Annotated in this window: 25 protein-coding genes and 1 tRNA gene; 8 read left to right on the top strand and 18 right to left on the bottom strand. The window is 60.6% G+C overall.

The window, feature by feature from the left end; all coding sequences use genetic code 11:
• Position 1 precedes the first annotated feature (1 nt).
• A complete protein-coding gene (locus ETW24_RS03060; RefSeq protein ID WP_129369690.1) occupies positions 2–835 on the bottom strand; it encodes an AraC family transcriptional regulator in 834 nt (277 codons plus the stop codon).
• A gap of 126 nt (positions 836–961) precedes the next feature.
• On the opposite strand from ETW24_RS03060, the gene ETW24_RS03055 reads away from it, so the two are divergent.
• On the top strand, positions 962–1,924 hold the full coding sequence (locus tag ETW24_RS03055; protein ID WP_129369689.1) for an acetyl-CoA carboxylase carboxyltransferase subunit alpha: 963 nt from the start codon (positions 962–964) through the stop codon (positions 1,922–1,924).
• On the opposite strand, the gene ETW24_RS03050 is transcribed toward ETW24_RS03055, so the two are convergent.
• Complete coding sequence (locus ETW24_RS03050) at positions 1,921–2,334, bottom strand: winged helix-turn-helix transcriptional regulator (protein WP_129369688.1); 414 nt, start codon at positions 2,332–2,334, stop codon at positions 1,921–1,923. The genes ETW24_RS03055 and ETW24_RS03050 overlap by 4 nt on opposite strands.
• 215 nt (positions 2,335–2,549) lie before the next feature.
• Between ETW24_RS03050 and ETW24_RS03045 the strand changes: the two genes are divergently transcribed.
• Positions 2,550–3,191 (top strand): YdhR family protein, encoded by a 642-nt coding sequence (locus ETW24_RS03045; protein ID WP_254695693.1) that lies wholly within the window; start codon positions 2,550–2,552, stop codon positions 3,189–3,191.
• 206 nt (positions 3,192–3,397) lie between these two features.
• On the opposite strand, the gene ETW24_RS03040 is transcribed toward ETW24_RS03045, so the two are convergent.
• On the bottom strand, positions 3,398–3,874 hold the full coding sequence (locus tag ETW24_RS03040) for an Lrp/AsnC family transcriptional regulator (RefSeq protein WP_129369686.1): 477 nt from the start codon (positions 3,872–3,874) through the stop codon (positions 3,398–3,400).
• 145 nt (positions 3,875–4,019) lie between these two features.
• Between ETW24_RS03040 and ETW24_RS03035 the strand changes: the two genes are divergently transcribed.
• Entirely contained in the window at positions 4,020–5,060 is a 1,041-nt protein-coding gene (locus tag ETW24_RS03035; protein WP_129369685.1) for a zinc-dependent alcohol dehydrogenase family protein, read from the top strand.
• Positions 5,061–5,303: 243 nt separating this feature from the next.
• On the opposite strand, the gene ETW24_RS03030 is transcribed toward ETW24_RS03035, so the two are convergent.
• The 3 genes from ETW24_RS03030 to ETW24_RS03020 form a co-directional block, all read right to left on the bottom strand.
• Entirely contained in the window at positions 5,304–5,957 is a 654-nt protein-coding gene (locus ETW24_RS03030) for a GntR family transcriptional regulator (RefSeq protein WP_129369684.1), read from the bottom strand.
• An 84-nt stretch (positions 5,958–6,041) separates the two neighbouring features.
• Complete coding sequence (locus tag ETW24_RS03025; RefSeq protein ID WP_129369683.1) at positions 6,042–7,874, bottom strand: adenylate/guanylate cyclase domain-containing protein; 1,833 nt, start codon at positions 7,872–7,874, stop codon at positions 6,042–6,044.
• An 85-nt stretch (positions 7,875–7,959) separates the two neighbouring features.
• Positions 7,960–8,646, bottom strand: coding sequence for a M48 family metallopeptidase (locus ETW24_RS03020; RefSeq protein ID WP_129369682.1), 687 nt, complete (start codon positions 8,644–8,646; stop codon positions 7,960–7,962).
• Positions 8,647–8,745: 99 nt separating this feature from the next.
• Here ETW24_RS03020 and ETW24_RS03015 point away from each other — a divergent pair, with 99 nt between their 5' ends.
• Together ETW24_RS03015 and ETW24_RS03010 are read left to right on the top strand one after the other, a co-directional pair.
• Entirely contained in the window at positions 8,746–9,072 is a 327-nt protein-coding gene (locus ETW24_RS03015) for a TIGR02300 family protein (protein WP_129369681.1), read from the top strand.
• 185 nt (positions 9,073–9,257) lie between these two features.
• A tRNA-Ala gene (locus tag ETW24_RS03010) sits at positions 9,258–9,333 on the top strand.
• An 84-nt stretch (positions 9,334–9,417) separates the two neighbouring features.
• Here the strand turns inward: ETW24_RS03010 and ETW24_RS03005 are convergent.
• Positions 9,418–10,695, bottom strand: a complete 1,278-nt coding sequence (locus tag ETW24_RS03005) for a hypothetical protein (protein ID WP_129369680.1) — start codon at positions 10,693–10,695, stop codon at positions 9,418–9,420.
• A 299-nt stretch (positions 10,696–10,994) separates the two neighbouring features.
• On the opposite strand from ETW24_RS03005, the gene ETW24_RS03000 reads away from it, so the two are divergent.
• The 3 genes from ETW24_RS03000 to ETW24_RS02990 all read left to right on the top strand — a co-directional run bounded on the left by ETW24_RS03000 (position 10,995) and on the right by ETW24_RS02990 (position 13,687).
• The gene (locus ETW24_RS03000; RefSeq protein ID WP_205877346.1) at positions 10,995–12,047 is read left to right on the top strand and encodes an IS110 family transposase; all 1,053 of its coding nucleotides are present in this window, start codon (positions 10,995–10,997) and stop codon (positions 12,045–12,047) included.
• 330 nt (positions 12,048–12,377) lie between these two features.
• Positions 12,378–13,301: a helix-turn-helix domain-containing protein gene (locus ETW24_RS02995; RefSeq protein ID WP_254695692.1), complete on the top strand. Its 924-nt coding sequence runs from the start codon at positions 12,378–12,380 to the stop codon at positions 13,299–13,301.
• Positions 13,302–13,396: 95 nt separating this feature from the next.
• Complete coding sequence (locus tag ETW24_RS02990) at positions 13,397–13,687, top strand: putative quinol monooxygenase (protein WP_129369679.1); 291 nt, start codon at positions 13,397–13,399, stop codon at positions 13,685–13,687.
• Between the two features lie 494 nt (positions 13,688–14,181).
• Here the strand turns inward: ETW24_RS02990 and ETW24_RS02985 are convergent, their stop codons facing one another.
• From ETW24_RS02985 to ETW24_RS02930, 11 genes are all read right to left on the bottom strand, one after another.
• Entirely contained in the window at positions 14,182–14,721 is a 540-nt protein-coding gene (locus ETW24_RS02985; protein WP_129369678.1) for a dihydrofolate reductase family protein, read from the bottom strand.
• Positions 14,722–14,897: 176 nt separating this feature from the next.
• Positions 14,898–15,395: a LysE family translocator gene (locus ETW24_RS02980; protein WP_254695691.1), complete on the bottom strand. Its 498-nt coding sequence runs from the start codon at positions 15,393–15,395 to the stop codon at positions 14,898–14,900.
• 36 nt (positions 15,396–15,431) lie between these two features.
• A complete protein-coding gene (locus ETW24_RS02975) occupies positions 15,432–16,124 on the bottom strand; it encodes a class I SAM-dependent methyltransferase (protein WP_129369677.1) in 693 nt (230 codons plus the stop codon).
• Complete coding sequence (gene gstA / locus ETW24_RS02970) at positions 16,121–16,819, bottom strand: glutathione transferase GstA (protein ID WP_129369676.1); 699 nt, start codon at positions 16,817–16,819, stop codon at positions 16,121–16,123. Before gstA ends, ETW24_RS02975 begins: the two co-directional genes overlap by 4 nt.
• Entirely contained in the window at positions 16,816–18,186 is a 1,371-nt protein-coding gene (locus tag ETW24_RS02965; protein WP_129369675.1) for an MATE family efflux transporter, read from the bottom strand. The genes gstA and ETW24_RS02965 overlap by 4 nt, the downstream gene beginning before the upstream one ends.
• A gap of 205 nt (positions 18,187–18,391) precedes the next feature.
• Positions 18,392–19,450, bottom strand: a complete 1,059-nt coding sequence (locus ETW24_RS02960; protein ID WP_254695690.1) for a flavin-containing monooxygenase — start codon at positions 19,448–19,450, stop codon at positions 18,392–18,394.
• A 78-nt stretch (positions 19,451–19,528) separates the two neighbouring features.
• Positions 19,529–20,272: a methyltransferase family protein gene (locus ETW24_RS02955; protein ID WP_129369674.1), complete on the bottom strand. Its 744-nt coding sequence runs from the start codon at positions 20,270–20,272 to the stop codon at positions 19,529–19,531.
• Positions 20,273–20,349: 77 nt separating this feature from the next.
• Positions 20,350–21,888: a cytochrome-c peroxidase gene (locus ETW24_RS02950; RefSeq protein ID WP_129369673.1), complete on the bottom strand. Its 1,539-nt coding sequence runs from the start codon at positions 21,886–21,888 to the stop codon at positions 20,350–20,352.
• A gap of 67 nt (positions 21,889–21,955) precedes the next feature.
• Positions 21,956–22,525, bottom strand: a complete 570-nt coding sequence (locus tag ETW24_RS02945) for a hypothetical protein (protein WP_129369672.1) — start codon at positions 22,523–22,525, stop codon at positions 21,956–21,958.
• A 98-nt stretch (positions 22,526–22,623) separates the two neighbouring features.
• Positions 22,624–22,839, bottom strand: a complete 216-nt coding sequence (locus tag ETW24_RS02940) for a DUF1127 domain-containing protein (protein WP_129369671.1) — start codon at positions 22,837–22,839, stop codon at positions 22,624–22,626.
• 202 nt (positions 22,840–23,041) lie between these two features.
• Positions 23,042–24,019: a homocysteine S-methyltransferase family protein gene (locus tag ETW24_RS02930; RefSeq protein ID WP_129369670.1), complete on the bottom strand. Its 978-nt coding sequence runs from the start codon at positions 24,017–24,019 to the stop codon at positions 23,042–23,044.
• Between the last annotated feature and the right edge of the window lie 236 nt (positions 24,020–24,255).

The raw sequence follows: 24,255 nt of genomic DNA, 5'->3' as shown, positions 1-24,255 counted from the left end.
GCTACTTCAACGGCAGGCAGATTTCGGTCAGCAGATCCTCGGGCGCGGTGTCGCGCGGATTGTTGAGGTAGATCTCATAGCAGGGCTGATCGGCCGGCTCCTCGCCGGACTGCGGCAGCCAATTGCCGAACAGGCTGTGATAGGCGGCATGGAGGCCAGAATACGGCCCCTTGTAGGTCAGCACCGCGGTTTTACCGCCGGGGAGGCTGACCTCCTCCATCCCATCGGGCAGCGTGCCGCCGGTAAGCTCTGCCCCGGCAAAGCTGCGCAGATCCGCTTCGGGCACCGCGTCCGGGCTGTCGAAATAGACCCCGGTGATCGCGCCCAGCTGCGGCCACAACCCGCGGCTTTCGCAGATCGCGCCGAAGGCCTCGAAGCTTTTGCCTATTTCCATGTAGGCGCCCTTGTGCGGCAGGCCGGCCAGGCGGCGGGCGGGGTCGGTGCGGGTGATCACGTCATACATCGGGTAACTTCCTGTTCTGAGGGTTGGGTTCGGCAGCCGGAATTGACCCGCCCGGCGGAAGGCCGCCGGGCTGCTGCCGTAAGCATCAGAGAACGCGCGGGAGAAGCTGTTCTGATTGGGGTAGCCGGCGCGGGCCGCAACCTGCGCAATGGGCATGTCCCCCTGCACCAGCCAGCCCGCGGCGCGGTGCAGCCGGATGCGGCGCACAGCCTGGGCGCAGGTTTCACCCGTCAGGGCGCGGAATACCCGGTGCCAGTGAAACCGCGACATCGCCGCCACATCGGCCAGCCTGTCCAGCGACAGATCGCCATCGGTGTTGCCGTGGATATAGGCCAGAACCCGCAGGATCCGGTCTTCGTAACTGGCGGCCATTCGCGGTGCCTCCCTTGCGCTCTTTAGCTCTTCCCTTATGCCATGGCAGCAGATCACAAATCTTGCTGAGTTGCATCTTGGCGCTGCTAAGGCCATATAACGGCAAACCCGCTGAGCAGAGGCGACATGACCCAGTATCTGGAATTCGAAAAACCGCTGGCCGAAATCGAAGGCAAGGCGGAGGAGCTGCGGGCGCTGGCGCGCGCGAATGAGGAAATGGACGTGGCGGATGAGGCCGCGGCGCTGGACGCCAAGGCGGCTCAGCTGCTGAAAGACCTCTACAAGGAGCTGACGCCCTGGCGCAAATGCCAGGTGGCACGGCACCCCGACCGCCCCCATTGCCAGGATTACATCAAGGCGCTGTTCACCGAATACACGCCGCTGGCCGGCGACCGGAATTTTGCCGACGATCTGGCCGTGATGGGCGGTCTTGCCCGGTTCAACGATCAGCCGGTGGTGGTGATCGGCCATGAGAAAGGCAGCGACACCAAATCGCGGATTGAGCGCAACTTCGGCATGGCCCGCCCTGAGGGCTACCGCAAGGCGATCCGGCTGATGGAGATGGCCGGCCGCTTCAAGCTGCCGGTGATCACTTTGGTCGACACTGCCGGCGCCTATCCCGGCAAAGGCGCCGAGGAGCGCGGCCAGTCGGAAGCAATTGCGCGTTCGACCGAGATGTGCCTGAAGATCGGCGTGCCGCTGATCTCAGTCATTATCGGTGAGGGCGGCTCCGGCGGTGCGGTGGCTTTTGCCTCGGCCAACCGTGTGGCGATGCTGGAACATTCGGTTTACTCGGTGATCAGCCCTGAAGGCTGCGCCTCGATCCTGTGGAAGGATGCCGAGAAGATGCGCGAAGCGGCGGAAGCGCTGCGCCTGACAGCACAGGACCTGCAGAAGCTGGGCGTCAATGACCGGATCATCCCGGAACCGCTGGGCGGCGCGCATCGTGATGCCAAGGCGGCAATGGCCTCGGTCAGCGGCGCGATCCAGGATATGCTGGACGAGCTGAAGGGCAAGACCGCAGACGAACTGATCAAAGACCGGCGCCAGAAATTCCTGGACATCGGCTCCAAAGGGCTGGCGGCCTAAGGCAGCTTACCCGCGCGGATCCGGGTGATAACGCCGTCCCGGTCTGCCTGCACTTTGTCACTGAAGCCGGTCATCGCGTGGCCGGCTTTGTTGTATCTGGCGCTCCACAGGGCGATATCTGCCAGTACCGGCGCCAGATCCCGGCCCTTTGGCGTGAGTGTGTAAATGTAGCTGCGGCCGTTCTGCGGATCCTTGCTTTTGCTCAGGATCCCCGCCTCTTCCAGCTGCTTCATCCGCTGCGCCAGGATGTTGGTCGAGATCCCCTCCCCGCCGTTCAGCAGCTCGCCATAGGTGCGCGCGCCCTTCACCGCCATGTCGCGGATCACCAGAAGGCTCCAGCGGTCGCCAAAGATATCAAGGGCATAGGCCACCGGGCAGCCGGACCCGTATTTGCTGTGCTTATCAGTCATGAACTCTTGGTAGTTTTTATACTTGCAAAACGCAAGTTGTCATGCGAACTCTTATTCACTTGCAAAATGCAAGCAAACAAACCGGAGCCAACATGACCCACGATCAAAGTAACGCGGCCTTCCGCGATCGATCCCGGCTGTCCCGCCGCCAGCTGCTTGCAGCCTCAGCCGGGGCGATGCTGCTGCCTTCTCTTGCCAAAACAAAGGAAACTGCCATGACTCCAAAAGCCTTTGTCTATACCGAAGTCGCAATCTCGGTGCCGTTCGACCAGGTGCCGCTGCAGGAGATCAACGCCTCGATCCGGCAACAGCCAGGTTTTTTGAACAAGACCTGGCTGTCCGGCCATGGCAATAATTCCATTGGCGGTTTTTATGCCTTTGACAGCATTGAAAACGCCCGCAGCTTTGTGACTGGCTATTTCCCGGGCGAGCCGCGCAGCTTTGGCGTCGCCCACAACACGCGGGTGTTTGACGCCGAAGCCACCGCCACGGCCAGCCGCGACATGGGTGCGGCGCATTACAACAGCGGGGCTGCGGCTCCAGGGGCGTTCGTGTACACCGAACTGCAACTGTCGGTGCCGTTTGAAGAAGCCCCCTGGCAAGCGCGCAACGCGGCGCTGAAAATGCTGCCGGGATTACAGAACAAGGTTTGGCTGAGCGGGCTGCAGACCCGGACACTGGGCGGCTTCGACGCCTTTGACACGCTGGACAACGCTTTGGATTTTGCGCTGAACCTGTTCCCGGAAACTGCGGCGGAACTGGGCTGCGCCTTTTACACGCGGGTCTTTGATGCCTCGGTCACCGAGGCGGCCAGCCGGGCAATGAACTCACCCTACTACACCGGCAGCGGGGCCTGATCAGGCGCATCGGATCTTAAGGGCGCAGGTGGCGGAACCCCTCCCGCGCCCGCGCACCGCCGGCTGACGCCACCGCCGCTGGCGGCCTTGGGCCCGGCCCGGTGCCAGGGCACCGGGCCGGGCCCAATTGCAAGGGTCTGCCTGACAGGCAGGCCTGCCCAGGCGGGAGCCGCTGGCCGGGAGCCATTTGTGCAGGTCAGCGCTGTTCACATCCGCAGATCGCTCACCGGCAAATGACTGGACGATTTCAGCTCCCTCAAGGACAGGCTGGACTTGATCCCCGACACCCCCGGCAACCGGCGCAGCACGGTTTCAACGAAGCGGCTGTAATCATCCAGATCGCACGCCACCACCTGCAGCAGAAAATCCGCGTCCCCGGTGGTATTATGGCAGGCCAGCACATTCGGGCTGGCTTCGATGGCGCGCTGGAAGTCTGCTGTCGTGGCCGCGTCATGTTCAGTGCAGCTAAGCTGGACAAAGGCCATCACTCCGAACCCTAGCGCGCGGCGGTTCAGGACCGCCTGATACCCCTCGATCACGCCGGACTCGCTCAGCCGTTTCAGCCGCCGCCAGCAGGGCGTTTCACTGAGCGACAGCCGTTCCGCCAGCTTGGCATTGGACAGCCTGCCATCGCGCTGAAGACAGTCCAGGATACGGGCATCCACCTTATCAATTTGCTCCACAGCGAAAGACTCCTGCTCAATAGTGGCATTTTTGGAAAGACTACGCCGGATTTCTCCAGAATTGCAGAGGCATCAGAAATACTCTCCCCGGCAGCTGCCTGCTAATAAGCCTTATCTCTTGCAACCGTCAAAGGAACCTGCCCCGATGAAAGCTGTGCTCTATGAACGCTTTGGTGAAACACCGGAAGTGGTTTCGCTGCCGGATCCAGCTCCGGTGCCCCACGGCGTGGTGATCAAGGTTGAGGCAACCGGTGTGTGCCGCAGCGACTGGCACGGCTGGATGGGGCATGATGCGGATGTCACCCTGCCGCATGTGCCGGGCCACGAGCTGGCAGGCACGGTTGCCGCGGTTGGCAAGGATGTCAGCAAATGGTGGCGCGGCGACCGGGTCACAGTGCCGTTCGTTGGCGGCTGCGGCAGCTGCCCGGAGTGCCACGCCGGCCACCAGCAGGTCTGCCACAGCCAGTTCCAGCCCGGCTTTACCCATTGGGGATCTTTTGCCGAATATGTGTCCATCCATCATGCGGATTTGAACCTGGTAGCGCTGCCGGAAACCATGGGGTTTGCCACTGCCGCCAGCCTTGGCTGCCGCTTTGCCACATCCTTCCGCGCAGTGGCGGATCAAGGCCGGGTTTCCGGCGGGCAATGGGTGGCGGTGCATGGCTGCGGCGGCGTTGGGCTGTCGGCGGTAATGATCGCCACCGCACTTGGCGCCAATGTGATCGCTGTCGACATATCCGAGGAGAAGCTAGCGCTGGCCCGCAGCCTGGGCGCGGTTGCCGGGGTCGATGCCAGCACCGCCGCGGATGCGGCAGAAGCGGTGCGGGAGATCTCCCGCGGCGGGGCGCATGTGTCGCTGGACGCGCTGGGGCACCCGGACACCTGCTTCAATTCGGTCAATTGCCTGCGCAAGCGCGGCAAGCATGTGCAAGTGGGGCTGATGCTGGCGGACCACAGCACGCCGCAGGTTCCGATGGCGCGGGTGATCGCGGATGAACTGGAGATCCTTGGCAGCCACGGCATGCAGGCCCATCGCTACGGTGCAATGCTGGACATGGTGCAATCCGGCAAGCTAGCGCCCGGCCGGCTGATCGGCCAGGAAATCAGCTTGGAGCAATCGGTGGCTTCACTGATGGAAATGGACCGGTTCCAATCCGTAGGCGCCACCGTAATCACCCGGTTCTAAGGGGGCTGGACGAGGTTTGCTCAACCTCAATGCACACAGGACATTCGGAACTTGGCAACTTCGGTTCACGCAGACCCTCCCGCGCCCGCGCGGCACCGGCTTTGCCAGTGCCGCTGGCGGCCTTGGGCGTGGCCCGGCGCCACGGCGCCGGGCCACGCCCAACTGTGAGGCAATTTCCGAATTGACCCGAACAGGCGGGAGTGCCTCCGCCCTCGTACCTGCCAGCAGGATCGGGAGGCAGACCTACCCGGCCAGGAGCCGCAGACCCTGGGTCACGTCAGAGCGCACTGCCAAACGCAAGCCCGGTTCATCCCCGGCCTTCAGCGCCGCGATGATCAGGCGGTGGTTTTGCGGCGGGTCGGTGCGGCGCAACCGGCCGTAAAGCGCCCGCATGGTGGGGCCCAGCTGCAGCCAGACGGTCTCGGCCATCGCCAGCATGGCCGGTGCCTGGGCGCGCAGATACAGGGTGCGGTGGAACTCCAGATTGGTGCGGATATAGCCGACCGCGTCGCGTTTGGTGACCATCTCGGCAACCGTTCCGTTGATCATCTGCAGCCGGTCGATCAGGGCCATATGCGCTCGCGGCAAGGCACGGCTGGACAGCTCCACCTCCAGCAGCGCGCGCAGGGCCGCCAGCTCCTCAATCCGTTCATTTGTCAGTTCCGGCGTGGATACCCGCCCCGAAGAGGACAGGAACAGCGCGCCCTCGGCGGCCAGCCGCCGCACAGCCTCGCGCGCAGGCGTCATTGAGACGCCGAATTCACGGCCGATGCCGCGCAGCGTCAGCGCAGCGCCGGGGGTGATTTCACCATGCATGATACGGGTGCGCAAAGCGCGGTAGACGCGGTCGTGGGCAGGGGCGGCAGCGTCCTGGGGGGAGCGGGCAGTCAGGTTCATCCCCTCAAGTGATCACAAATTGCGCCGCGGTCAAGCGGACAGATCCGCGCGTGTGATCACGGCCCCCAAGTCCGGGGCAGCACGTCAGGGGCGGCCAGGCAACCCTGCCAGGCTGAATCCGGTGCGCAGCCGTTGCAGCGCACTGCCGCCCCCGGCCCTGGCACCATAGGGAAAGGCGCCCGCTGCCTGATCCAGTGTCAGCCCTGCGGCCTGCAGCTGCGCGCAGGCACTGCCAGCCTCTTCAAAGCGGCCAAGCGAGGCCAATCCCGCGCAGCGCACCGCCTGGGCCAGCTGCGCCTGGGGTTCCAGCGCCAGCGCTGCACTGGCAGTGTCAACGGCAGCCTCCTCTTGCCCGGCATCAAACAGCATCGACGCGCGCAGGCTCTGATAAAGCGCAGACGGCACCGGGTTGAGCCGCAAAGCAGTGGCATAGGCGGCCTCGGCGGCGGCACCCTGCCCCTCCACCTGCAGCAGCCAGGCCCGCAGCAGATGGCCATCTGCGTCGTTCGGAAAAGAGCGCTCCAACGCCTGCGCATGGGTCAAGGCGGTGTCCGGCGCGCCGCTGAACTGCGCCGCAAGGGCGCGGATGCGCAAGGTTCCGGGTGTTTCAGGCAGCCCGTCGAGCAGCTGTGCCGCTTTGGCCGCGCGCTGCGGCAGGCCGGCCAGCGGGCCCGTCAGCAAATCCAGGTCAAGCTCTGCCTGCAGCACTCTTGCCTTTGCCAGCCCGGGGGCCAGCTGCAAAGCCTGTTTAACGGCCAGTCCGGCCTCTTGCTGCTGCCCAGCCGCCAGGTGACTGCGCGCCATCAGCATATGCATCAGCGCCTGATCCGGCCCTGTCGCCGCCGCGGCCGCATGCACCGGCTGGCTGAAGGCGTTGAGAATATCTGCCGCCACTGCAGATGCCAGGCCGGACAGGTTGGATTGCGGGCGGGGCGGCAGAGCTGCCTGCCCGGACGGGCTGCGGATATCCAGCCGGATCCCCCGTAACGGAGCGGCAGGCAAATGGCCGCTGACCAGGAACTCTGTTCCCAGCAGTTTCGCCGCCTGGTCCGGCGGCAGTCCGGCCGCCGCCCGGCTGCTGGCCGGGGCCACCACTGCCAGGCCGGGAACCGCGGCAAGCGCGCGGATCACCTCGCCGGTGAGCGCCTGCGCCAGTTCAGGAGATGCCGAGGCCGCCGTGAAGGGCATCACGGCAACCAGCGGCCGCGTCTGCTCTGCCCCGCTGGCCGTCTGCCCCGCCCCTTGCAGACCCGGCATGCCCGCGGCCCACCAGCCGCCGCCCGCGGCAGCCAGGACCGTAAACGCAGCCAGCGCCAGCCACACAGGCCGCCCGGCCCGCCAGCGCGGTGGCGAAGCTGCCTGGTCCGCTTTCTTTGGTGCGGCCACCGGGTGCAGACTGGGCAGCGAGGTCAGCTCGCCGCCGAGTACATAGACCTGCACAGGCTCGGGAATGTTCTTGACCTCATGCAGGCCCAGGTCCTCGAACGCATAAGGAATACGGCCCCGCACCTGGCCATATGCTTCAGCCGACAGGGCCACCCCGCCAAGCGGTGCCAAAGCCTCCAGCCGGGCGGCGATATTGACATCGTCGCCATAGATATCGCCCTGGGCAATCAGCACTTCACCCAGAGTGATACCGATCCGAAGCTGCAGATGCCGGTTGCGGGCGGCGGCGGCCTGGATCCCGGCTGCCGCCTCTACCGCCGAGATCACGCTGGGAAAAATCGCCAGCACCCCGTCGCCCATCAGCTTGATGATCCGGCCCTCATGGCTGCGGATCGCCGGAGCAATCAGGCTTTGCTGCTGCGCCAGAACCTGGTTCAGCGTTCCAGCCTCATCTTCGGCCATCAAGCGGCTGAAACCGGAGACATCCAGCACAAAAATGGCGGCAAGGCGTCGTTGCGGTTTGTCTGACACGGGCAAGCCTCAAGAACCGGGGAAACTGGAAACAGGTACCTGCCAAGAGGTTAGCCCGCGCATCCGCAGGGTCAAAGCCTTGCTGCTATTCGCCGAACCGGTAACGGTGCAGGCCGGCTCCGTTTTCGCGCAGCCAGCCGCGCGGCGGCTCGTATTGGCCATAGAGGCGTTCCACCACCGCCCAGAAGGCAGACGAATGGTTCATCTCCTGCAGATGCGCCACCTCGTGGGCGGCGACATAACGCAGCACTGCGGGCGGCGCCAGGATCAGCCGCCAGGAATACATCAGCCCGCCATCGGCGGTGCAGGACCCCCAGCGCGACCGGGTATCGCGCAAGGTCAGGCGGCTGTAGCCCTTGCCCAGCCGGGCGGCATAGAAATCCGACGCCTCGGCCAGCCGGTTGCGCGCCAGCTCTTTCAGGTAACGCTGCAAGACCCGCCCCGGACTGTCCCCCGGCACCGCAATACGGCCCGCGTCCAGCTGGATGCGCCGCCCTGGCGCGCGCTCAACCACCCGGTTCTGGCCATCAACCGGCAACACCGTGCCAAACCCTGCTTCCACTGCCTCGGGATGCTTTTCCAGATGCGACCGGATCCAATCCGCCTTCTCCTCGGCAAAGGCCAGTGCGGCCCGTTCCGGCAGGCTTTTGGGCAGCGTCAGTGTCACCCGCCCGTCCAGCGAGGATATCCGCAGGCTGATCCGCCGCGCCCGTGCCGACCGCCGCAGCGTCAGCGGCACCGGCGGGTTTCCGGGCAGGTGGTGTTCGGCCATAGGCGCCCCTTTCCAGGCTTTGGCTTTGACAGTCCCCCCCTCATATGGCAAGGCACCTGAATCGTCGATACGACTCACCAGTTAATCAAGGGGATCCACATGCCCAAGGAAGAATGGGGTGTAAAGCGCATCTGCCCCACCACTGGCAAGCGCTTTTATGACCTGAACAAGAACCCGATCGTCAGCCCCTACACGGGCGAGGCCGTCGCGCTGGACACCGGCAAAACCCGGATGATCGAGGCAGATGCCGAGGATGCGGCAACCCTGAAGGCCAAAGAGAACCTCGAAGGCGACAGCCCGGTTCTGGAAGATGATGACGACGTCGATGTTGATCTGGGCGATGATGTCCTGGACGATGACGATGACGAGGACAACGTTCCGCTGGACGAGATTGCCGACATGTCGACCCCCGAGGACGATTCCTAAGGCATTTCCAGCTGCCCGGGGAAGCGCCTCGCCTTCCCCGGGCAGCGTTCCGGCAGTGCCGGAAAAAAGTTTGGAACCCGGCGCATTTTACGCTTGCAGCCTGCGCCGCCGTCCCTTAAACGACGCTCACACCGCAAGACGGACCGCACCGGAGACGGAACGGACACTGGAAAGCGGACAGGTTTGGGGCCTTAGCTCAGCTGGGAGAGCGCCTGCATGGCATGCAGGAGGTCAGGAGTTCGATCCTCCTAGGCTCCACCAAATCTTCACTGAAAAGCTTCAGATAGTTCTGCCTTTCTGGTCAGAGAAACTGCCTCTGATCAACAGATACTCTTGGCGCAGTGATTACCTTTGAAGCAAATCTCGTAGGTTGGCGTTCTGAAAGACGCTGCGCTCCAACTGGCGCGTATCGGGCTTTGATTCCCAGCCCCGCGCCATAAGATCCTTGAAAAGAAGGCAAACAAGTTCTGCCAGCTCTGCAGTTGGGTCAGTTTTCAGATCATACCGCTGCCTGTTGGTCTGCAGATCGACTAACACTTGCTGCTGTTCGGCTTCGTCCCCATGGATAATGGCATTTCGCAGATCATACATCTTGATCAGGAAATCGGCTTTACCCCTTGTGAGTTGGAGAACTTCAGCGACGAAGGCTGCAATTGCCTTCTTCTTGGTGAACCTGTCTCGGACATAGAAGACTGACTCTAGGGCTGAAAAGACGGAAGGTACTCGTAGGTGTTTCGGCGCAAGCAATGCACGATTGAATAATTCGGAGGCTATCAAGTTGCTCTGATGCCCGGCGAGCGTCTCAAGAATGTGCTCGGCCAACAATCCTGTCTCAAGTTTGGCAACTTCGGTAAGCCGAGGCGCCTCGGTACCGAACAATGATGTCTCTTCTGAGTATTGCACAACACCGCCGGGTTTCAGCGTTGCATCTTGCCCGGTCAGGCTCCTGTATAGGCCGATTGTCCAACAGTATCTGAGATCGCCGGATCTTGCATACTGAAAGCTACGCAGTGCTGCCATCAGTGAAATCAGCCCCTTGCGCTCAAAAAAGACCGGATTTTCAGTGAGAAAGCCACTGTAAAGATGAGGAGCACCCGATGATACTGGTGTTCGCGTAACAGCGTTTACGTAATTGTCTGTTAGCTGGATAAGCTTCCCGAGGCCTCCGACCTGAACCTCCTCATGAAGTTTCAGTCCTTGGATCAAGATGACCCTCTTTCCCGCCACAGGTATGAAACCTTTGTTGTGACCGCCAAGCATGACAGACTCAAAATCTGCCCTGCCGATTAAACCCTGGTCCAATCGTGGGAGCACGTTGCGACGTTGCAAAACTCGTTTTACTGAGACCAGCTCCTGCTCATTGACTATGTAGGTAAACTGTCGAGCTACAACCATAACATCAATGCGTTGCGCTCCGTGAGCATCCAACCAGTCTTTCAGGGCAACCCACTCTTCCCAGGACTGAATTTCGGCCACTAGATCCCACTCAAAAGCAAACGCCATCGAAAAGTCGAGCCGAAAGCTTTCTCGGTCGTCTAATAAGCACCCACTATAACCTCGATCAGCGAAAAACCTGATGAAACGGGTAAAAAATGAGTTGTAGAGGGCAATGCCTTCTTCCATGTCTGCTCTCAGAATATCTCAGCCAATCTCTGGAATATATGAGGTTTGTTCTCACGGTAAACCTCGCGCCGTTAGTCGACAGCTTCAGAACTGGCAAATCTCGAGCCTTCAGCTCGCGACCGGGCTCCCTACAGCCCAGGTGTGGCGCAAGCAGTCTCTTCGAGCCAGTTTGCGCCACGGCTGCATGGTCGCCCGAAACAGGCTGTCTCCGCCCTAAAGGGTAACATGGAGTAACAACGGTCCTCCGCTTCACGTCTAATGTTGGGCTAGTTGAAACGCCCGATTGAGGAGCTGAAAAGATGACTGGAGCCAATCATTCGATGACCTATGTAGGCCTGGACGTATCCCTCGCCGAAACGCACGTTTGCGTTCTGCGTGAGGATGGCAAGGCGGTTTTTCAGGGCGCAATCCCATCGGAACTGGCATCTATCGTTGAATGCCTCAATCAACATGCGCCGAATTGCCAGCGGGTCGCGGTAGAGACCGGCGCGACCACACCTTGGCTTTGGCGGGAACTCCGGCATCGTGACGTGCCCGTCATCTGTGTTGACGCCCGCCATGCCAGTCAAGCGCTGTCGATGCGCCGGAACAAGACGGATCGTAACGATGCTGAGGGGCTGGCCGAGTTGATGAGGATCGGATGGTACAAAGAAGCCAATGTACGCACACCTGAAGCGCAGTTCATTCGCTCCATGCTCTCTGCGCGGTATCAAATGAGGCTGTCGCGCCGGGATCTGCTGAACCAGATGCGGGGTATCGTGAAGACTTTTGGCCTCATAACCGAGAGCACGGGGACCTCGCGATTTCCCAAGATGGTAGCAGACGTTATTGCAGAGCATCCCGCGGTCGCACCAATGCTGAAGCCGCTGTTGGACGCGCACGATGCACTCTCTGAACAAATACGGGTGTACGACGATCAGCTCAAAGACACTGCTGCAAAGAACGAACACGCACTTCGGATCATGACCATTCCAGGGGTAAGCTATCTGGTTACGCTTGGCTTTATGTCTACGATTGACGACCCAAAACGGTTTTCATCCTCTGCCAAAGTCGGCCCGTATCTTGGTCTGGCCCCGCGTACGCGCCAATCGGGAGAGAGCAGTTATTCGGCTGGCATCGGGCAAACGCCTAGCAGAATGGTGCGATCATATCTGTACCAAGCGGCGACTGTGCTTTTGACCAGATCGGCCAAGTGGTCGCGCCTCAAGGCTTGGGGCCTTCGGATCCACAAACGCGCAGGGTTCAAACGTGCGGCTATAGCCGTTGCCCGAAAGTTGGCAATCATCATGCACTCGATTTGGGTCGACGGCACCGAGTTCGAATACGGAATCCCAAAGAAGACCGCGGCGTGAATTAGGACCATAGGTCTCATCAGTTCCGCTCCGGCGGAAGCGTCCCTGCCGGGACGAAGGGCGACCGACCTCGTAGGGATCGTTGCATCAGAAATGCGCCGAGTAACATTGAGGCGGCCCCAGCGACCCCCATCATGAGGCGAGCAAATCGACCTCGAAAGGAACCATGTGTCCGGCAGCGGGATGTTCACCAAAGAGAACGCCTTTGGGCGGCTAACGACGACTGTTCCACAGAAACAGTCGTTGATGTGATGTGCAGCGAAATCGCGGCCAGAGCCCTTCTTTCCAATATTCTGCGCGGCAGCTAAAGTCAGCTTTGACAGGAAAAAGATGGGCACACTCAGGATGTTGCAACGAGCGAACCAAACCATCGCAGCTCACTGTGCGGACAACACGCTTTTGATTCCCAATGGACTGTTTGATTTCGAAGACGCTCAGCCAGTCATTGCCCAAAGGGGGGCAAGTATCTTCCGTAAATTCATCCGGAAAGACATGCTCGGTGTTGAGTTCTTCACCAACGCGGCGTGTTTGGCGTATGTGGTCCGCGGGCAAGAGACTTTCTATGATTTTGATGGGGGCGCGACGTGTGTCAGCGCGGGTGACATGCTGATGATACCACGTCACCACCATATGATCTCGGACTTTACAAACGCAGACGGGCCGCTGGAAGCATGGCTATTCTTCTTCGACGATCCCGTCATCGACGACTTTCTCAAGGCCACATCAGCAGTCAGCACACAACACGCCACATGCATGCCATCGCTTTTTGCCGGTACGCCTTGCCTGAAGGCTTATGTCGCGGCATTGCCGCAAGTCTATGTCGGCCTTGATGCGCCTTACGCGCTGGTAAAAGCAAAACTGCTCGAACTTCTTCTGCTGCTGGATCTGCACGATGATCAGAACCAGCTTCGGCGCTTTCTATTGAACACGGACCGTACAAAGGGACGGCGCAACATTAAGCAGTTGATGCGCCGGTATGCAGATCGCAGGCTGACGGTCGCGGACTATGCACGTCTGTCGGGGCGGTCGCTTTCGTCGTTTCAGCGAGATTTCAAGCGGGCTTTCGGCATAGCGCCCGGAGCTTGGCTGCGGGACGTTAAATTGGCCAAAGGCCGGGAATTGGTCGAGATCTCAACCCTTTCGATCTCTGAAGTCGCTTACGAAATCGGATATGCTGATACGTCTCATTTCATCAAGGACTTCCGCCGCGCCTTTGGCGAAACACCAAAACAGATGCGTTTGAAACTCGCGTGATGTTTTGACCGGATATGACGATTTTTGAGGCATAGCTCACATCAATATCACCCAATTCAGACTATTCTCCCGGAAACCAAATCAGGAGATTGAAGATGAGTATCTGGGTCACTTTGGAAATGACTGTCGAGGCCGGAAGGTTCGACGCGCTGTCTGCCTTCTTGCAGCAGAATTTACCAAATGTTCGCGGCTTTGACGGAGCGTTTCAGGTAAATCTGTACTACGATCCCGAAACGCGCGCGTTCCTCCTGCAAGAAGAGTGGACCAGCAAACAGCATCACCAAGCCTATCTCAATTTCATCCAGAACGCTGGCGTCATGGACGCGTTGCTTGCCTTCATGGAGGGCGCCCCTGAGGTAACCTATTATGAGCGGATGGTGATGTGATGGCACGGGTCTTCAAAGGAGACATATCAAGACGGCACGCAATTGGGACAATCGGAGCCGCCCTCGGGGCGGCGCTATTGCCTGAGCTTGGCCAATCTTCCCCGGCTTCAAAGCCACAGCCTGACCCTGTGAGTTGCCTCTCCAAGGGGATCGACCGTGTGGAATTGCCGCCCTTGCTTGCGGACATGCGCAGGGCTCGCGGGTGCTTGATGGCGAAAGCGCTATCTGCGTCGGACGGCAAATTCGCTATTTGGCAAGAATGGCAATCTCCCGACGCCCAGTTTCAATTTTGGAACTCGTATCGGCCTGAGAGTACTCCGAACGGCTTCCAAAAACTCTCATACTGAGCGCGTCCCGCCAACAAGCCCGTCGTTTGAAGAACAGAAGCAGCCTTTGGCGCAATAGCGGCAAAGGTCTGCTCCGTCCCGCGACCTGTAAGTTGCCTCATGGAGCGGTGAACTTCGTTCCTGTTTCCGGACTTCCCGACCAACTACTCACTCCTTTCGCGAAACCCGGAATTCCTGAAACAGGTATCCGTCGCCATAGTCCCGTGTCTCGGTGTGTTGGAGGCGAGGCGACGCTCTGGTGCCGCCGAACAACAGGACGCCTTCCCCGAGAATGATGGGCGCGCGTTTCAGGCGAAGGACGTCGATGTGTCCCGCGGAAAGAAGCGATCCGGCGAGTGTACCTCCGCCACAGAGGTATATCGGCCCGCTAGATCGGGTTTTTATAGCGTCGATTGCCGAGGCGTCGCTGGATTTCTGCACTGCGACCTCGGCCCCATCCGGCAAGCCGAGCGACTTCGAAAGGACGATCGTTTCCATGTGCGCATAGGGGTTCTGGCCCGGCTGCATGCCGAAGCGATAGCCGAACTCGTATGTCGCCCTGCCCATGATCGCGGTCGCGTAGGTTTCGAGGCGGACTGAATAGTCTTCGACCACCGCGCCTTCCTGGGCAAACTGCGAGATATCGCCGCCGGGCCCGGAAATGTATCCGTCGATCGAGATGGCGACGTCGTAAATGATCTGTTGCATTTGAAACACCTTTGGTCGGGTTGGTTGGCTGACGAAAATCCCCGCCGGTCAGCGCTCCTGAAACACCAGTCTTATCCCAAGCGCACAGTAGATGCTGCCCACGACTTTCGATTGCCAGCGCTGGACAGCCGGATTATGCCGAAGAAACTGACCGACATGGCCAGCCGCGACTGCCGTTACCAGCGTCGCCAGGGCCCCATGAGCACGAAGAGCAATCCAAAAATCGTGAGTTGCAGTGAGATCTCTCCGTGGCGCGGATCGACGAATTGCGGCAGGAAGGCCAAAAAGAACATCGCGGATTTCGGATTCAGGATCTCAGCAAGACAGGCCTGTCGGAACGCCTGGCTTACCGATATCGGAGGGGCGGCCTCAGAGGTCTTGCGAAGGCGGCCCTCGAACAGTGAGCGCAGTCCAATTTTGATCAGGTATCCTGCTCCAAGCAGCTTGATCAGCGTAAACGCCTGCGCTGAGGCCAGCAGTATCGCAGAGATCCCGACAACCGCCATGAAAGTATGGACGAGGTCGCCGAGTCCGATGCCAAGGCTTGTTGCGACACCAACGCGTATTCCAGAGGTCGATGACCGGGTGAGCGTGAGTAAGATCGACGGACCAGGAAAGAAGACGAACCCTGTCAGAACGGCGATATAGGTCAACAAGACCGGCAGGTCGGGCATGGTGTGGTCTCCTCTAATTGTGGCACTCGGACTTGATCATTGAGGGGCTCGGCTGCTGGTCCAGCATCTGTACCAGAGACTGCGGAAAACCTCGACTGGCTCGGTCAGACCCGCTTCAACAAAGAGCGCGCGGGTGCGCCTTCCTGAAATGATCGGCAATTGGGGGATCGCCGAAAGCTCCAGACGTGTCGCGTCCGAGCAAACGCCGACGATATCCGCGTACGCTAGGTAAATTGGGATCAGCCGGTCGAAGTCCTCGAAATCTCCGAAGCAAACATCGGCGTGGATCAAGCGGCCACCGGGGGCGAGCCTGTCCCGAAGGCTCTTTAGATATTCAAGCTTGGCACCATCGTCGTGCAGGTGGTGCATCACTAAAAGCGACGTGACGAGATCAAAGGCCTCTCCGGATTGCAGATCACGGACGGTTCCAACGATGAACCTGACTTCGGACGACGCGCCAGAACACGCGGCGGTGACCCGCGCCGTATCAAGGTTCCGCGCCGATGGATCTATCGCGGTGATCCGGCCGACCGCGTTGCAATCGCCAAGTGCTTCAATCTCCCTACCACCCCCAGCCCCGACGACCAGGATACTGAGCGCATCGTCGGCATGGTTGGTGACTAGTGCGGGCACGAGGCGATACATTGCGTCGAGACCGGGAATTGAGCGCTGCATTTCCCGATACATGGCTCTCCGGTCAGTCTGGGGGTCCGCTGAATGAGTGATCATGTCTGCCTCCCGCATCGATGTTGCATGTGACGGGTAAGGCAAGTTTGCTTGGTTCGATCACCATCCGCGAGCTGGTCGGGCGCCACGGCAGTTCCCGTCAGCCCCTCTCGGACCAAGGCCTGCCCCACAGCCGGCCGATACTTGATGTCATCAAAGTGCCGTTGCAGTGCCGGCCAATCGGAGATGGACAACTCCTGATCTGCCAGCCAGCGGCAAACGGTGAACAGGTAGACGTCCGCCAGCGAGAAGTCGCGCCCCAACAGGTATCTGTGCTCGCTCAGATGTTGCTCGATCACGGTCAGGCGCCGGATCAGATGGTCTCTGCCCGGCTTCAGGAAGATTTCGGGCGTCGTCGGTCGGAAAAGCGGACTGAAACTCTTGTGAATCTCCGTCGCGATGAAATTCAGCCATTCCAGTGCCCGCCATCGATGCATACCCGACGTGGGCAAAAGCCCCGCATCCGGAGCCTGTGCATCTACGAATTGCAGGAGCACCGGAACTTCGGTCAACAGTATTCCATTCTCCAGCACCAGCGCTGGGACATAACCCTTGACATTGATTTGATGGAATTCGCAACCGCATCTGGTCAGTTGCGACCGGTAGTCGACTTCGACCAGGCTGTACGGCAGACCAGCCTCGCAAAGAGCGATATGGGGCGCCAGAGAGCAGGCACCGGGCATGAAGTAGAGTATCATTTGGCTGCTCCCTGCGCTGGCAAGTATCGAAGCGCCCAAACGCACATTCCAGAATACACAATCGTTCCGGTGGCCATCGATATCCAGATGCCGATCGCACCCATGTCGAACACAATCGTTGAGATACCTATCAAGGGAGCCGCAACCCCCCAGTTTCCGATCAGAGAGTAAACCATAACCGGACGCGTTACTTTCCTTGCGCGCAGCAATCCAGCGGCTCCCGCTCCCGCCGGACCAAAGAGCTCCGCCATGGCGAGCGCTCCGATGACCGCGATTGCGACACTGACTGCAGCAGGCGTCGAGCTCTGCAGCATATAACTCGCAACCGGTGACGCCACCGCCAGAAGGGTCAGGCAAAGCGATACGCCGATCGCAACGCCAAGCAGCATCGCCGTATTCTTCACTTCGTTCGCCCGATCTGTAAGCGGATCGACCCGCGCAAGCCGGGTCATCGCCGCCTGTTGCAGACCGAAGTAAAAGGTGTAGCCGATGCCCGCCAGACGGATCGCCACGGAATGTGCGGCCGCGTCTGTCACGGAAAGCGAAGCGGCATAGATCGTGGCACCCAGATAGATGCCGACTTCCGCCAGCGTGGCGATCCCGATGGGTACACCGATGCGAAGTATCTCGGCAACGTCCCCCTGGTTCGCCCGACTCAGTCCGCGGTCACCTGCGCGGCAGGTTTCCCATGACAAGGCGGCGAGTGTCAGTAAGCCAACCAGCAGCGAGGACACGCCCGCGCCAGTCACACCAAGCTCCGGCAGACCCAGAGCGCCATACATGAACAGGTAGTTGAAGACACCGTTCAGAGGCACTGCGCAGAGCGTAATCCGCAGCATAACACCTGGGCGTTCAATGGCGGTCAGCCGTGTGCGCAAGACGCCGACGGCCAGCATCGGGACGAAGGTCAACGCCATCGCACGGACGTAGCCCGTCCCCGCCTCGACTAGGCCGGGTTCTATGCCGAGCAGGCTGAGGAACAACGGAGTCTGCCACAAGAGAGCACTGATCGGAGTGGCAAGTACAACCCAGACAATAGCACCTGCCGACCTGAGCCGCGCCATCCTACCCGTATTGCCCGCTGCGTGGGCGGCCGCATAAAGAGGTCCAAGACCGCCGATGCAGCCGATAGCTAGATAGAAGAAGATCGAATAGAAATCGCTCGCAACGGCGACCGCCGCAAGGGCCTCCATCCCGAAGGCGGCCGTCATCATTGTGTCGGTCACACTCATCGCCATGTTGACAAGAGCGAGGCCGGTCAGCGGCGCGGCAAGACGTACGATTGCTGCGGCTTCCGCTTTGCTCACATGGCGACCCGCGCGCTTCAAAGGGTCGCTCGATGGGCGCGTGATATCAAACGAAGTCATGGATTTATCCTATGTATGGCCCCACAAACCGTACCGGGAGTGGCGGGAAACCGCTGCGCCGTTAGCTTTCGGCAGCCTCAGGCACGACGTTGCGTTGGGCTAATGAAGAAGAACTTTGCTCGGGACGTCGCAGACCAATGGCAATACCGTTGCCGATCCGTTGCGCTGCAATCCGGGCACCCTCAAAGTGACCCGTGAACTGGGGCTAGTAGCCGGTAAGCCAAAGCCCCGGATGTACCGGGTCAAGTTCTCCCGCAGGGCGGACAGGGTTACCTCCGGGGTCGAGAACCCCGAGATGCCCCACAAGCGGTTCGAGATTTGTACGGTATCCCGTGGCGCAAATCACGACGTCGGGCTCAAAGCTTCTTCCGTCTTCAAAAATGACTTGAGATCCATGGAATTCACTGACGGCCGGAGCGACCTTGAAACGGCCGCTCTTGATCGCTGCGACAAACCCATCGTCGATGGCGAACGCAGTGCCGTCCTGCGCCAGACGGGTGCCACCGCCAAGCGGATGGGCGGTCATGCCATGGCGAGTAAAATCGCCAAAGAACAACCGTTGGGTCAGGGCGAATGCGCGGTCAACAAACGGTACCGGCATGGACTGGAACAATCGCGCCGCGCGGTGCAGTGGAAATCCGAAGACGCGATTGGGTACGATCGCGGGGCCGTGAAGGACGGAAATCATAACGTCCGCTGGCCTATGGCGCGCGAGGTGGTTCAGCACATCGCTGTCGGAAATGCCCGCACCCACCACGAGGACCCGCTTGCCATCGAAGCGGTTCACATCGCCGCGGTCGGCGGCATGCAAGACCACGCCTTCGAAATCACGTAAGCCTGCCCAATCGGGGACATGCGGATTGCTGTCGCGACCCGTGGCGAAAATGACATGCGCGGCACCGAACACCCCTGCCGAGGTGCGACCCAGCCATGCGCAGGCATCGCGCTCAATCGCCTCCACGGTGACACCGAAGCGGATCGGCACCCCGATCTGGCGCGCATAGCGTTCGAGGTATCCGACAACGCTATCGCGCCGCAGATAGGCGCCATCGGCGCGTGGCGGGCGCATCCCCGGCAGCCGGGCGAAAAGGCGATGGATGTTAAGCCGCAATGCGGGATGGCGCCTGCGCCAGGGTTCGGCAACGCGGTCGTGCGCTTCGAGGATGGTGACCGCAATGCCACGGCGCCTGAGTGCCTCTGCAGCGGCCTGACCAGACAGGCCTGCACCGACGATCAGGACGTTATTTGGAATGGTGGTTTCCATAGTTATTCTTTCTGTCGGTGGTCGCCAATGGGCGACTGAGACGTTGAAGGTTGAAGTGTTTGGGATCGCGACCGGCTATTACGGGGCACCGTGAACAGACCCGCGTGAGCGACGGAATGGATTGGGGATCAACATGGGCACGTCGCGCTGGTAGACTGCGTAAGCCGCGCCGAATTCCCGCAGCAGCGCACGTTCCTCAAAGCGCAGACCGATGGCGATGTAGACGGCCATCGCAGCAACAAAGATCAAGTGACCCAACGTCATCACAGGGGTTGCGACCATCATGATCAGAAGACCGAACTGCAGCGGGTGGCGCACGATGCGGTAGAGCATCGGGGTTCGGAATGTCGCGGGCGGCGTCGAGGTGCCCCTTAGGTTGTGCCAGGCTTGTGACAGACCGACGAACTCGAAGTGACCCAGCAGAAAGGTCGCGACCAGAATGATTGCCGCGCCAAGCCCCATCGCGCCGTAGAAGATCCAGACCGCCGGCCCTTCAACCCGCCAGATGATCGCCGGGATTGGCTGCCACTGCCAAATGATCAAGCCCAGCAGTAATGAAGATTGCAGCACGTAGGTCGCGCGTTCGGACGCGGGCGGGATGATGCGGGTCCAGACCCTCTTGAAAGCGGGTCGCGCCATCACGCTGTGGACCACGCCGAATAGCAGGATCAGCGCCAGATTGATGAGGGCGGCCTCCACTGCGGGACGTGACGCCGGACCGCGCAGATCCCCGACATTGTGCAGAAAGGCGGCAAGCCAGACAAAGACAACTCCAAACAGGGCGTAGCTGATGAGCGCGTAGGCAAAAATAAGGTATTTCATGGTGTTACTTTCGTATTGATGTGCTTGAGAGTTTTCGGAGGGCCGCACTGGCAAGCCAGGGCCGCTTTGGTTTTGGGCTATTGCTGGATCTTATCCCCCCGGTCGTCGCAGCGCGGCTCCGGTAGGTCTTCAGCTTCCCCGGGCAATGCCTTCGCGCCTACCCAAGGCACGATGTCTGTTAAGCAAGCGTCGTCACGACCGGGTTGTGGCGGCAGGCCCGACGGCAGGACCGTCGGCACAAGGTAAGAGCGATCGATCGCCGTCGGATCGGTGAGCGTTTCCAGAAACGCAAGGATGCTCGACACTTCTTCATCGGACAGATCCACCGGCGCGAGCGTGTTGGCGCGGGCGATCTCGTTCCGCAGCCGTTCCGAACTGTGCACCCAAATGTCTCGCAGGTCATAGGTACTGCGTTGCATCGGACTCAGGGCCTGGTAGCTGACGCCGGTTCTACTGCGCACCGGCTGGATCACGGTATCGAGCGGCTGAAGCTCCGCCGGGGTGTAGCTCGCCAGCGATGCCACCGCATCGAGATGGTGCCGCACCATATCCTCAAGCGAGGCAAAGGCGCCGTTATGTCCCCACGGCCCTGTCAGCGCGACATTCCTCAGCGACGGAGTGCGGAATGCGTAGAGGTCGGCATTTTCACCAGTCACGTTGAAACGGCCCTGATCCTCGACCCGATGCGGATAGCCGGAATGGGCAGCATAGCTGCCGTCTGGCCCTTGATCTTTGCCGGGGCCGATTTGTGGAACCGCAATTGCGTGAAACTCGTGATCCGTCAGTAAGGGGCCGCTGTGACAGGAACTGCACCCCGCCTTACCATAGAACAGGTCAAGCCCGGCTTCCTCGGTTGCGTTCAACGGCCAGCCAGCAAGACGCGCATCGAACCGGCTCCAGTCAGACCGGAAGGCCACCGTTTCAAAGGCGGCAATTGCCGTAGCCGCGTGATCGAACCGGATGTCCTGTGGCGCCTCGACATCATCAAAGATCACAACAAACTGGTCGGAATAGGCCGGGGTCGCAGCCAGCCGGTCGGCCAGAAGGCGCCAAGCCCGGTTGAAATCTCGTTTCGAAACGGCGTCGGCGACCGGGTTTTCGCCGGGCTGGCCTGCCATCTCAACAGCGGAAAGGACCGGAAACATGGCCTGCGCTGTCAGGGCGTTGTCCAGACCCTCGGGCAATTGCTCCTTGGCCGGGCTTCTAAGGTGGCTTGGAAATCCACTCATGTGGTCAAGCTCAAGTCGCCCGTCATGAAACATGGACGTATAGGCCCGCGCACCGATGTTATAGAGCGGTTGCGCATTGCGAGGGACACGTCCGATCACGCCATCCTGCGTGACACGTTCGGGGCCAAAGCCGCTGCCGCCTTCTCCGATGGACAAAGAGACGCCATCGCCCGTTCCGCGCGCCGGATCGTGGCAGGTCGCGCAGGCGATGTTCTGATTGCCGGACAGAATAGGATCGAAGAACAGGCTTCGGCCAAGCTCGTAAAGCTCCGGGCTGGGCGTTCCGTTCCATAGAAAATCCATGTCCTCCAGCGGGCTGGGCAGATCGGCGGCATGTGCATCGATAGAGGAGGTCAGAAGCAAGGCGATGGCCAGCGGGGATTTCATGATCGCGTCCTCGGTTGGGTGCTTCCGCCGCATCTTGGCGGCGGAAGCACATTGCAATCGGTTGTCGTCAGTCGGTTTCGGTTTGTGACAGCGCCGCATGCTCTTCAGGTTTGACGTCGATCAGAAGCCGCACGCCGTAACCCTCGGACATGCCAAGCAGAACCTGCGTCATCTCGCCCGACATCCCGGCGAAAGCGCCGGTGCCGCCGGTGATGACACGCGGGGCCGTGACATTGACGTCCACCAATTCAGCGCCCTGGTTGATCAGGATGTCCCCGTTGTGGAATTCAAAGACCTGCCGGGTGATGACAATCGCACCAGTTTGCGTGCGCATCCCGTCGCCGACGAAATAGCCGTCACAGGTCCAGCGGCCGATTACCTTGTCGGGAAATGCAGGGCTGCCGTCGGGCAGTGTGCCTTCGACCCCGCTGTCAAGGGTGCCGTCCTCGTAGATGTAGCCCTGCGTGACAAAGGCATTGCCATAGGCCGGCATGCCATCATCAAAGACCGGGGCAGGTGCAAAAACGAACCGGCTCATGTCTTCGGCCACGTCGAAGGACATCGGCGTATCGCCTGCGAAGGCATGGGTGGCCGCCGTCGCCATCAGGACAATTGCGGAGAGAGTTGATTTAAACATGGCATTTCCTTTTCTGGGTTGAGTTGAACAACAAAGGTCACAGACGCAGAGCGAAGAACGCGCCTCAAGCTGTTGGGGTTGGAGATCGGTAATCCCGACTACACAAAACGGTGACGGATGATGGGATCGGGCGGAACCGCATACTGCTCAAGCCCGATGTCGCGGAGCAAGTGATTGGGAAGATGTGACAGCGCTCTCTTCTCGTGGCGGATGCGCCGCCGCTCCTTGGCATTCGCTATCCACCCGTTGATGTCTTCGACAACACTTGAGAGCCAGCGGCGGCCAGCGCCGACATTCGTTGAAATTGCAGTCATGTCTATTGTCCTTTCTTTCAGCCCGCTCAGAGGCGGGCGATGCAGTATGCCTGAATGGGATCGTGCGGTAGCCTTTGCGTCTCGACCGATGCGAAGTCGGTTTCCGCCAGGTGGTCCTCGGTTGTTTCTACGCCCGTCCGAGCGCCTAGGCCCGGCCCCCGATCCATTTCGGTTCCCCACGGGCTGAGACGCGGGGAGGAAGTCAGGCCCCGGTCGAAGGAAGCATGGCGTCCGCCATGCAGCCGACGTGACGGTGATCCGTGCCGCAGCACCCGCCGACGACTTTCAGTGCCGGGAGCTTTCGGGCAAGATCAGCGTGGAGCAGTCCGAATTCTTCGGGGTCGCCGTCGTCCAGGGTCTCTGCCTCGTCCAGTTCCGCGTGGCTCAGCCGCGAAGCGTTCGCGCGAACTCCGCGGATGCGGCGGCACCAGGCTTCGTTGTTGAGAACATCGCGAAAGTGCTCGGGATGCGCGCAATTGATCATATAGTAGAGCGGTGCACCCCCGGTTGCGGCATCGGTCTCAAGCACGGCGCGCTCGAGCGGTGTTCCGTCCGGCAAGCATCCGTCCGTCTCCACCGTGTAGGAGATCGCAACGGGCACGCCCGCCTTGATACTCGCACGGCTGAACCCGATCGCCTCCGGCATGCTTCCGAAGGTCAGCGCGGAAACCAGATCAACCCCGCATTCCGCGAGCAAGGCGATCTGCGGCGCGTGTATTGCCTCGGCGGTGGCCGCATCCAGCGAAATCGTGCCATCATAGGCGTCGCCGGCGGGTCCGATCACGCCATTGAGCAGGATCGGCGAAACGCGATCTTGCCACCGATCCCGGATCGCCATGGCAAACCTGACGGCCTCGCGGGTGAGGTCCTGCATCTGCGCGGGCAAACGCCCGACCGCGTCGGCCCAATGCGTTCCGGAGCGCCAGGTGTTGGTGTCGAGAACAAAACCGGTTTCGGTCGTCTCGGCCATGGAGAGAAAGCGGTCGAAGTACCGGTCCATCGCCGCACGGGCGACGTCGTCTTCCAGCAGGACGCAGGCAGCGAAGGCCGGTAGGTCGAACCCTTCGAGGAACAGCATGGAGGTTTCGAAACCTCCATCGGTCAGGTAGGTGCGCGGGTCGGCGAGGTAGCCACGGATCACGTCAGTGTGGAACGCTGGGCTTTGGTTTTGAATGGTCATCAATTTATCCTTGCTAACGAGTGATTGGCCTGGCTGGCCGTTGTCATGGGCAAAGAAATGGACTTAACAGGCGAGTCGAGATAGAAGTGAAAAAGACGAAAACGGTGATTATCGGAATTCTCTCTTGCTTGAATACCCAGTTCCCATAAAGACGGTCGTACTGACCTTGACATGCAGTTCGTCCTCAACCTTGTTCTCGATTCTCGATGTTCTGGACTCGGCTGGACGGACTTGTG

Origin of the sequence: Leisingera sp. NJS204, assembly GCF_004123675.1 — a bacterium.
Lineage (GTDB): Bacteria > Pseudomonadota > Alphaproteobacteria > Rhodobacterales > Rhodobacteraceae > Leisingera.
Note: the sequence above shows the minus strand (reverse complement) of the source record. Positions and strands in the feature narration are given on the sequence as shown.

Coding starts and splice junctions, on each gene's coding strand:
- ETW24_RS03060 (WP_129369690.1), bottom strand. CDS start 835: ATGGCCGCCAGTTACGAAGACCGGATCCTGCGGGTTCTGGCCTATATC.
- ETW24_RS03055 (WP_129369689.1), top strand. CDS start 962: ATGACCCAGTATCTGGAATTCGAAAAACCGCTGGCCGAAATCGAAGGC.
- ETW24_RS03050 (WP_129369688.1), bottom strand. CDS start 2,334: ATGACTGATAAGCACAGCAAATACGGGTCCGGCTGCCCGGTGGCCTAT.
- ETW24_RS03045 (WP_254695693.1), top strand. CDS start 2,550: ATGACTCCAAAAGCCTTTGTCTATACCGAAGTCGCAATCTCGGTGCCG.
- ETW24_RS03035 (WP_129369685.1), top strand. CDS start 4,020: ATGAAAGCTGTGCTCTATGAACGCTTTGGTGAAACACCGGAAGTGGTT.
- ETW24_RS03030 (WP_129369684.1), bottom strand. CDS start 5,957: ATGAACCTGACTGCCCGCTCCCCCCAGGACGCTGCCGCCCCTGCCCAC.
- ETW24_RS03020 (WP_129369682.1), bottom strand. CDS start 8,646: ATGGCCGAACACCACCTGCCCGGAAACCCGCCGGTGCCGCTGACGCTG.
- ETW24_RS03015 (WP_129369681.1), top strand. CDS start 8,746: ATGCCCAAGGAAGAATGGGGTGTAAAGCGCATCTGCCCCACCACTGGC.
- ETW24_RS03005 (WP_129369680.1), bottom strand. CDS start 10,695: ATGGAAGAAGGCATTGCCCTCTACAACTCATTTTTTACCCGTTTCATC.
- ETW24_RS03000 (WP_205877346.1), top strand. CDS start 10,995: ATGACTGGAGCCAATCATTCGATGACCTATGTAGGCCTGGACGTATCC.
- ETW24_RS02995 (WP_254695692.1), top strand. CDS start 12,378: ATGGGCACACTCAGGATGTTGCAACGAGCGAACCAAACCATCGCAGCT.
- ETW24_RS02990 (WP_129369679.1), top strand. CDS start 13,397: ATGAGTATCTGGGTCACTTTGGAAATGACTGTCGAGGCCGGAAGGTTC.
- ETW24_RS02985 (WP_129369678.1), bottom strand. CDS start 14,721: ATGCAACAGATCATTTACGACGTCGCCATCTCGATCGACGGATACATT.
- ETW24_RS02980 (WP_254695691.1), bottom strand. CDS start 15,395: ATGCCCGACCTGCCGGTCTTGTTGACCTATATCGCCGTTCTGACAGGG.
- ETW24_RS02975 (WP_129369677.1), bottom strand. CDS start 16,124: ATGATCACTCATTCAGCGGACCCCCAGACTGACCGGAGAGCCATGTAT.
- gstA (WP_129369676.1), bottom strand. CDS start 16,819: ATGATACTCTACTTCATGCCCGGTGCCTGCTCTCTGGCGCCCCATATC.
- ETW24_RS02965 (WP_129369675.1), bottom strand. CDS start 18,186: ATGACTTCGTTTGATATCACGCGCCCATCGAGCGACCCTTTGAAGCGC.
- ETW24_RS02960 (WP_254695690.1), bottom strand. CDS start 19,450: ATGGAAACCACCATTCCAAATAACGTCCTGATCGTCGGTGCAGGCCTG.
- ETW24_RS02955 (WP_129369674.1), bottom strand. CDS start 20,272: ATGAAATACCTTATTTTTGCCTACGCGCTCATCAGCTACGCCCTGTTT.
- ETW24_RS02950 (WP_129369673.1), bottom strand. CDS start 21,888: ATGAAATCCCCGCTGGCCATCGCCTTGCTTCTGACCTCCTCTATCGAT.
- ETW24_RS02945 (WP_129369672.1), bottom strand. CDS start 22,525: ATGTTTAAATCAACTCTCTCCGCAATTGTCCTGATGGCGACGGCGGCC.
- ETW24_RS02940 (WP_129369671.1), bottom strand. CDS start 22,839: ATGACTGCAATTTCAACGAATGTCGGCGCTGGCCGCCGCTGGCTCTCA.
- ETW24_RS02930 (WP_129369670.1), bottom strand. CDS start 24,019: ATGACCATTCAAAACCAAAGCCCAGCGTTCCACACTGACGTGATCCGT.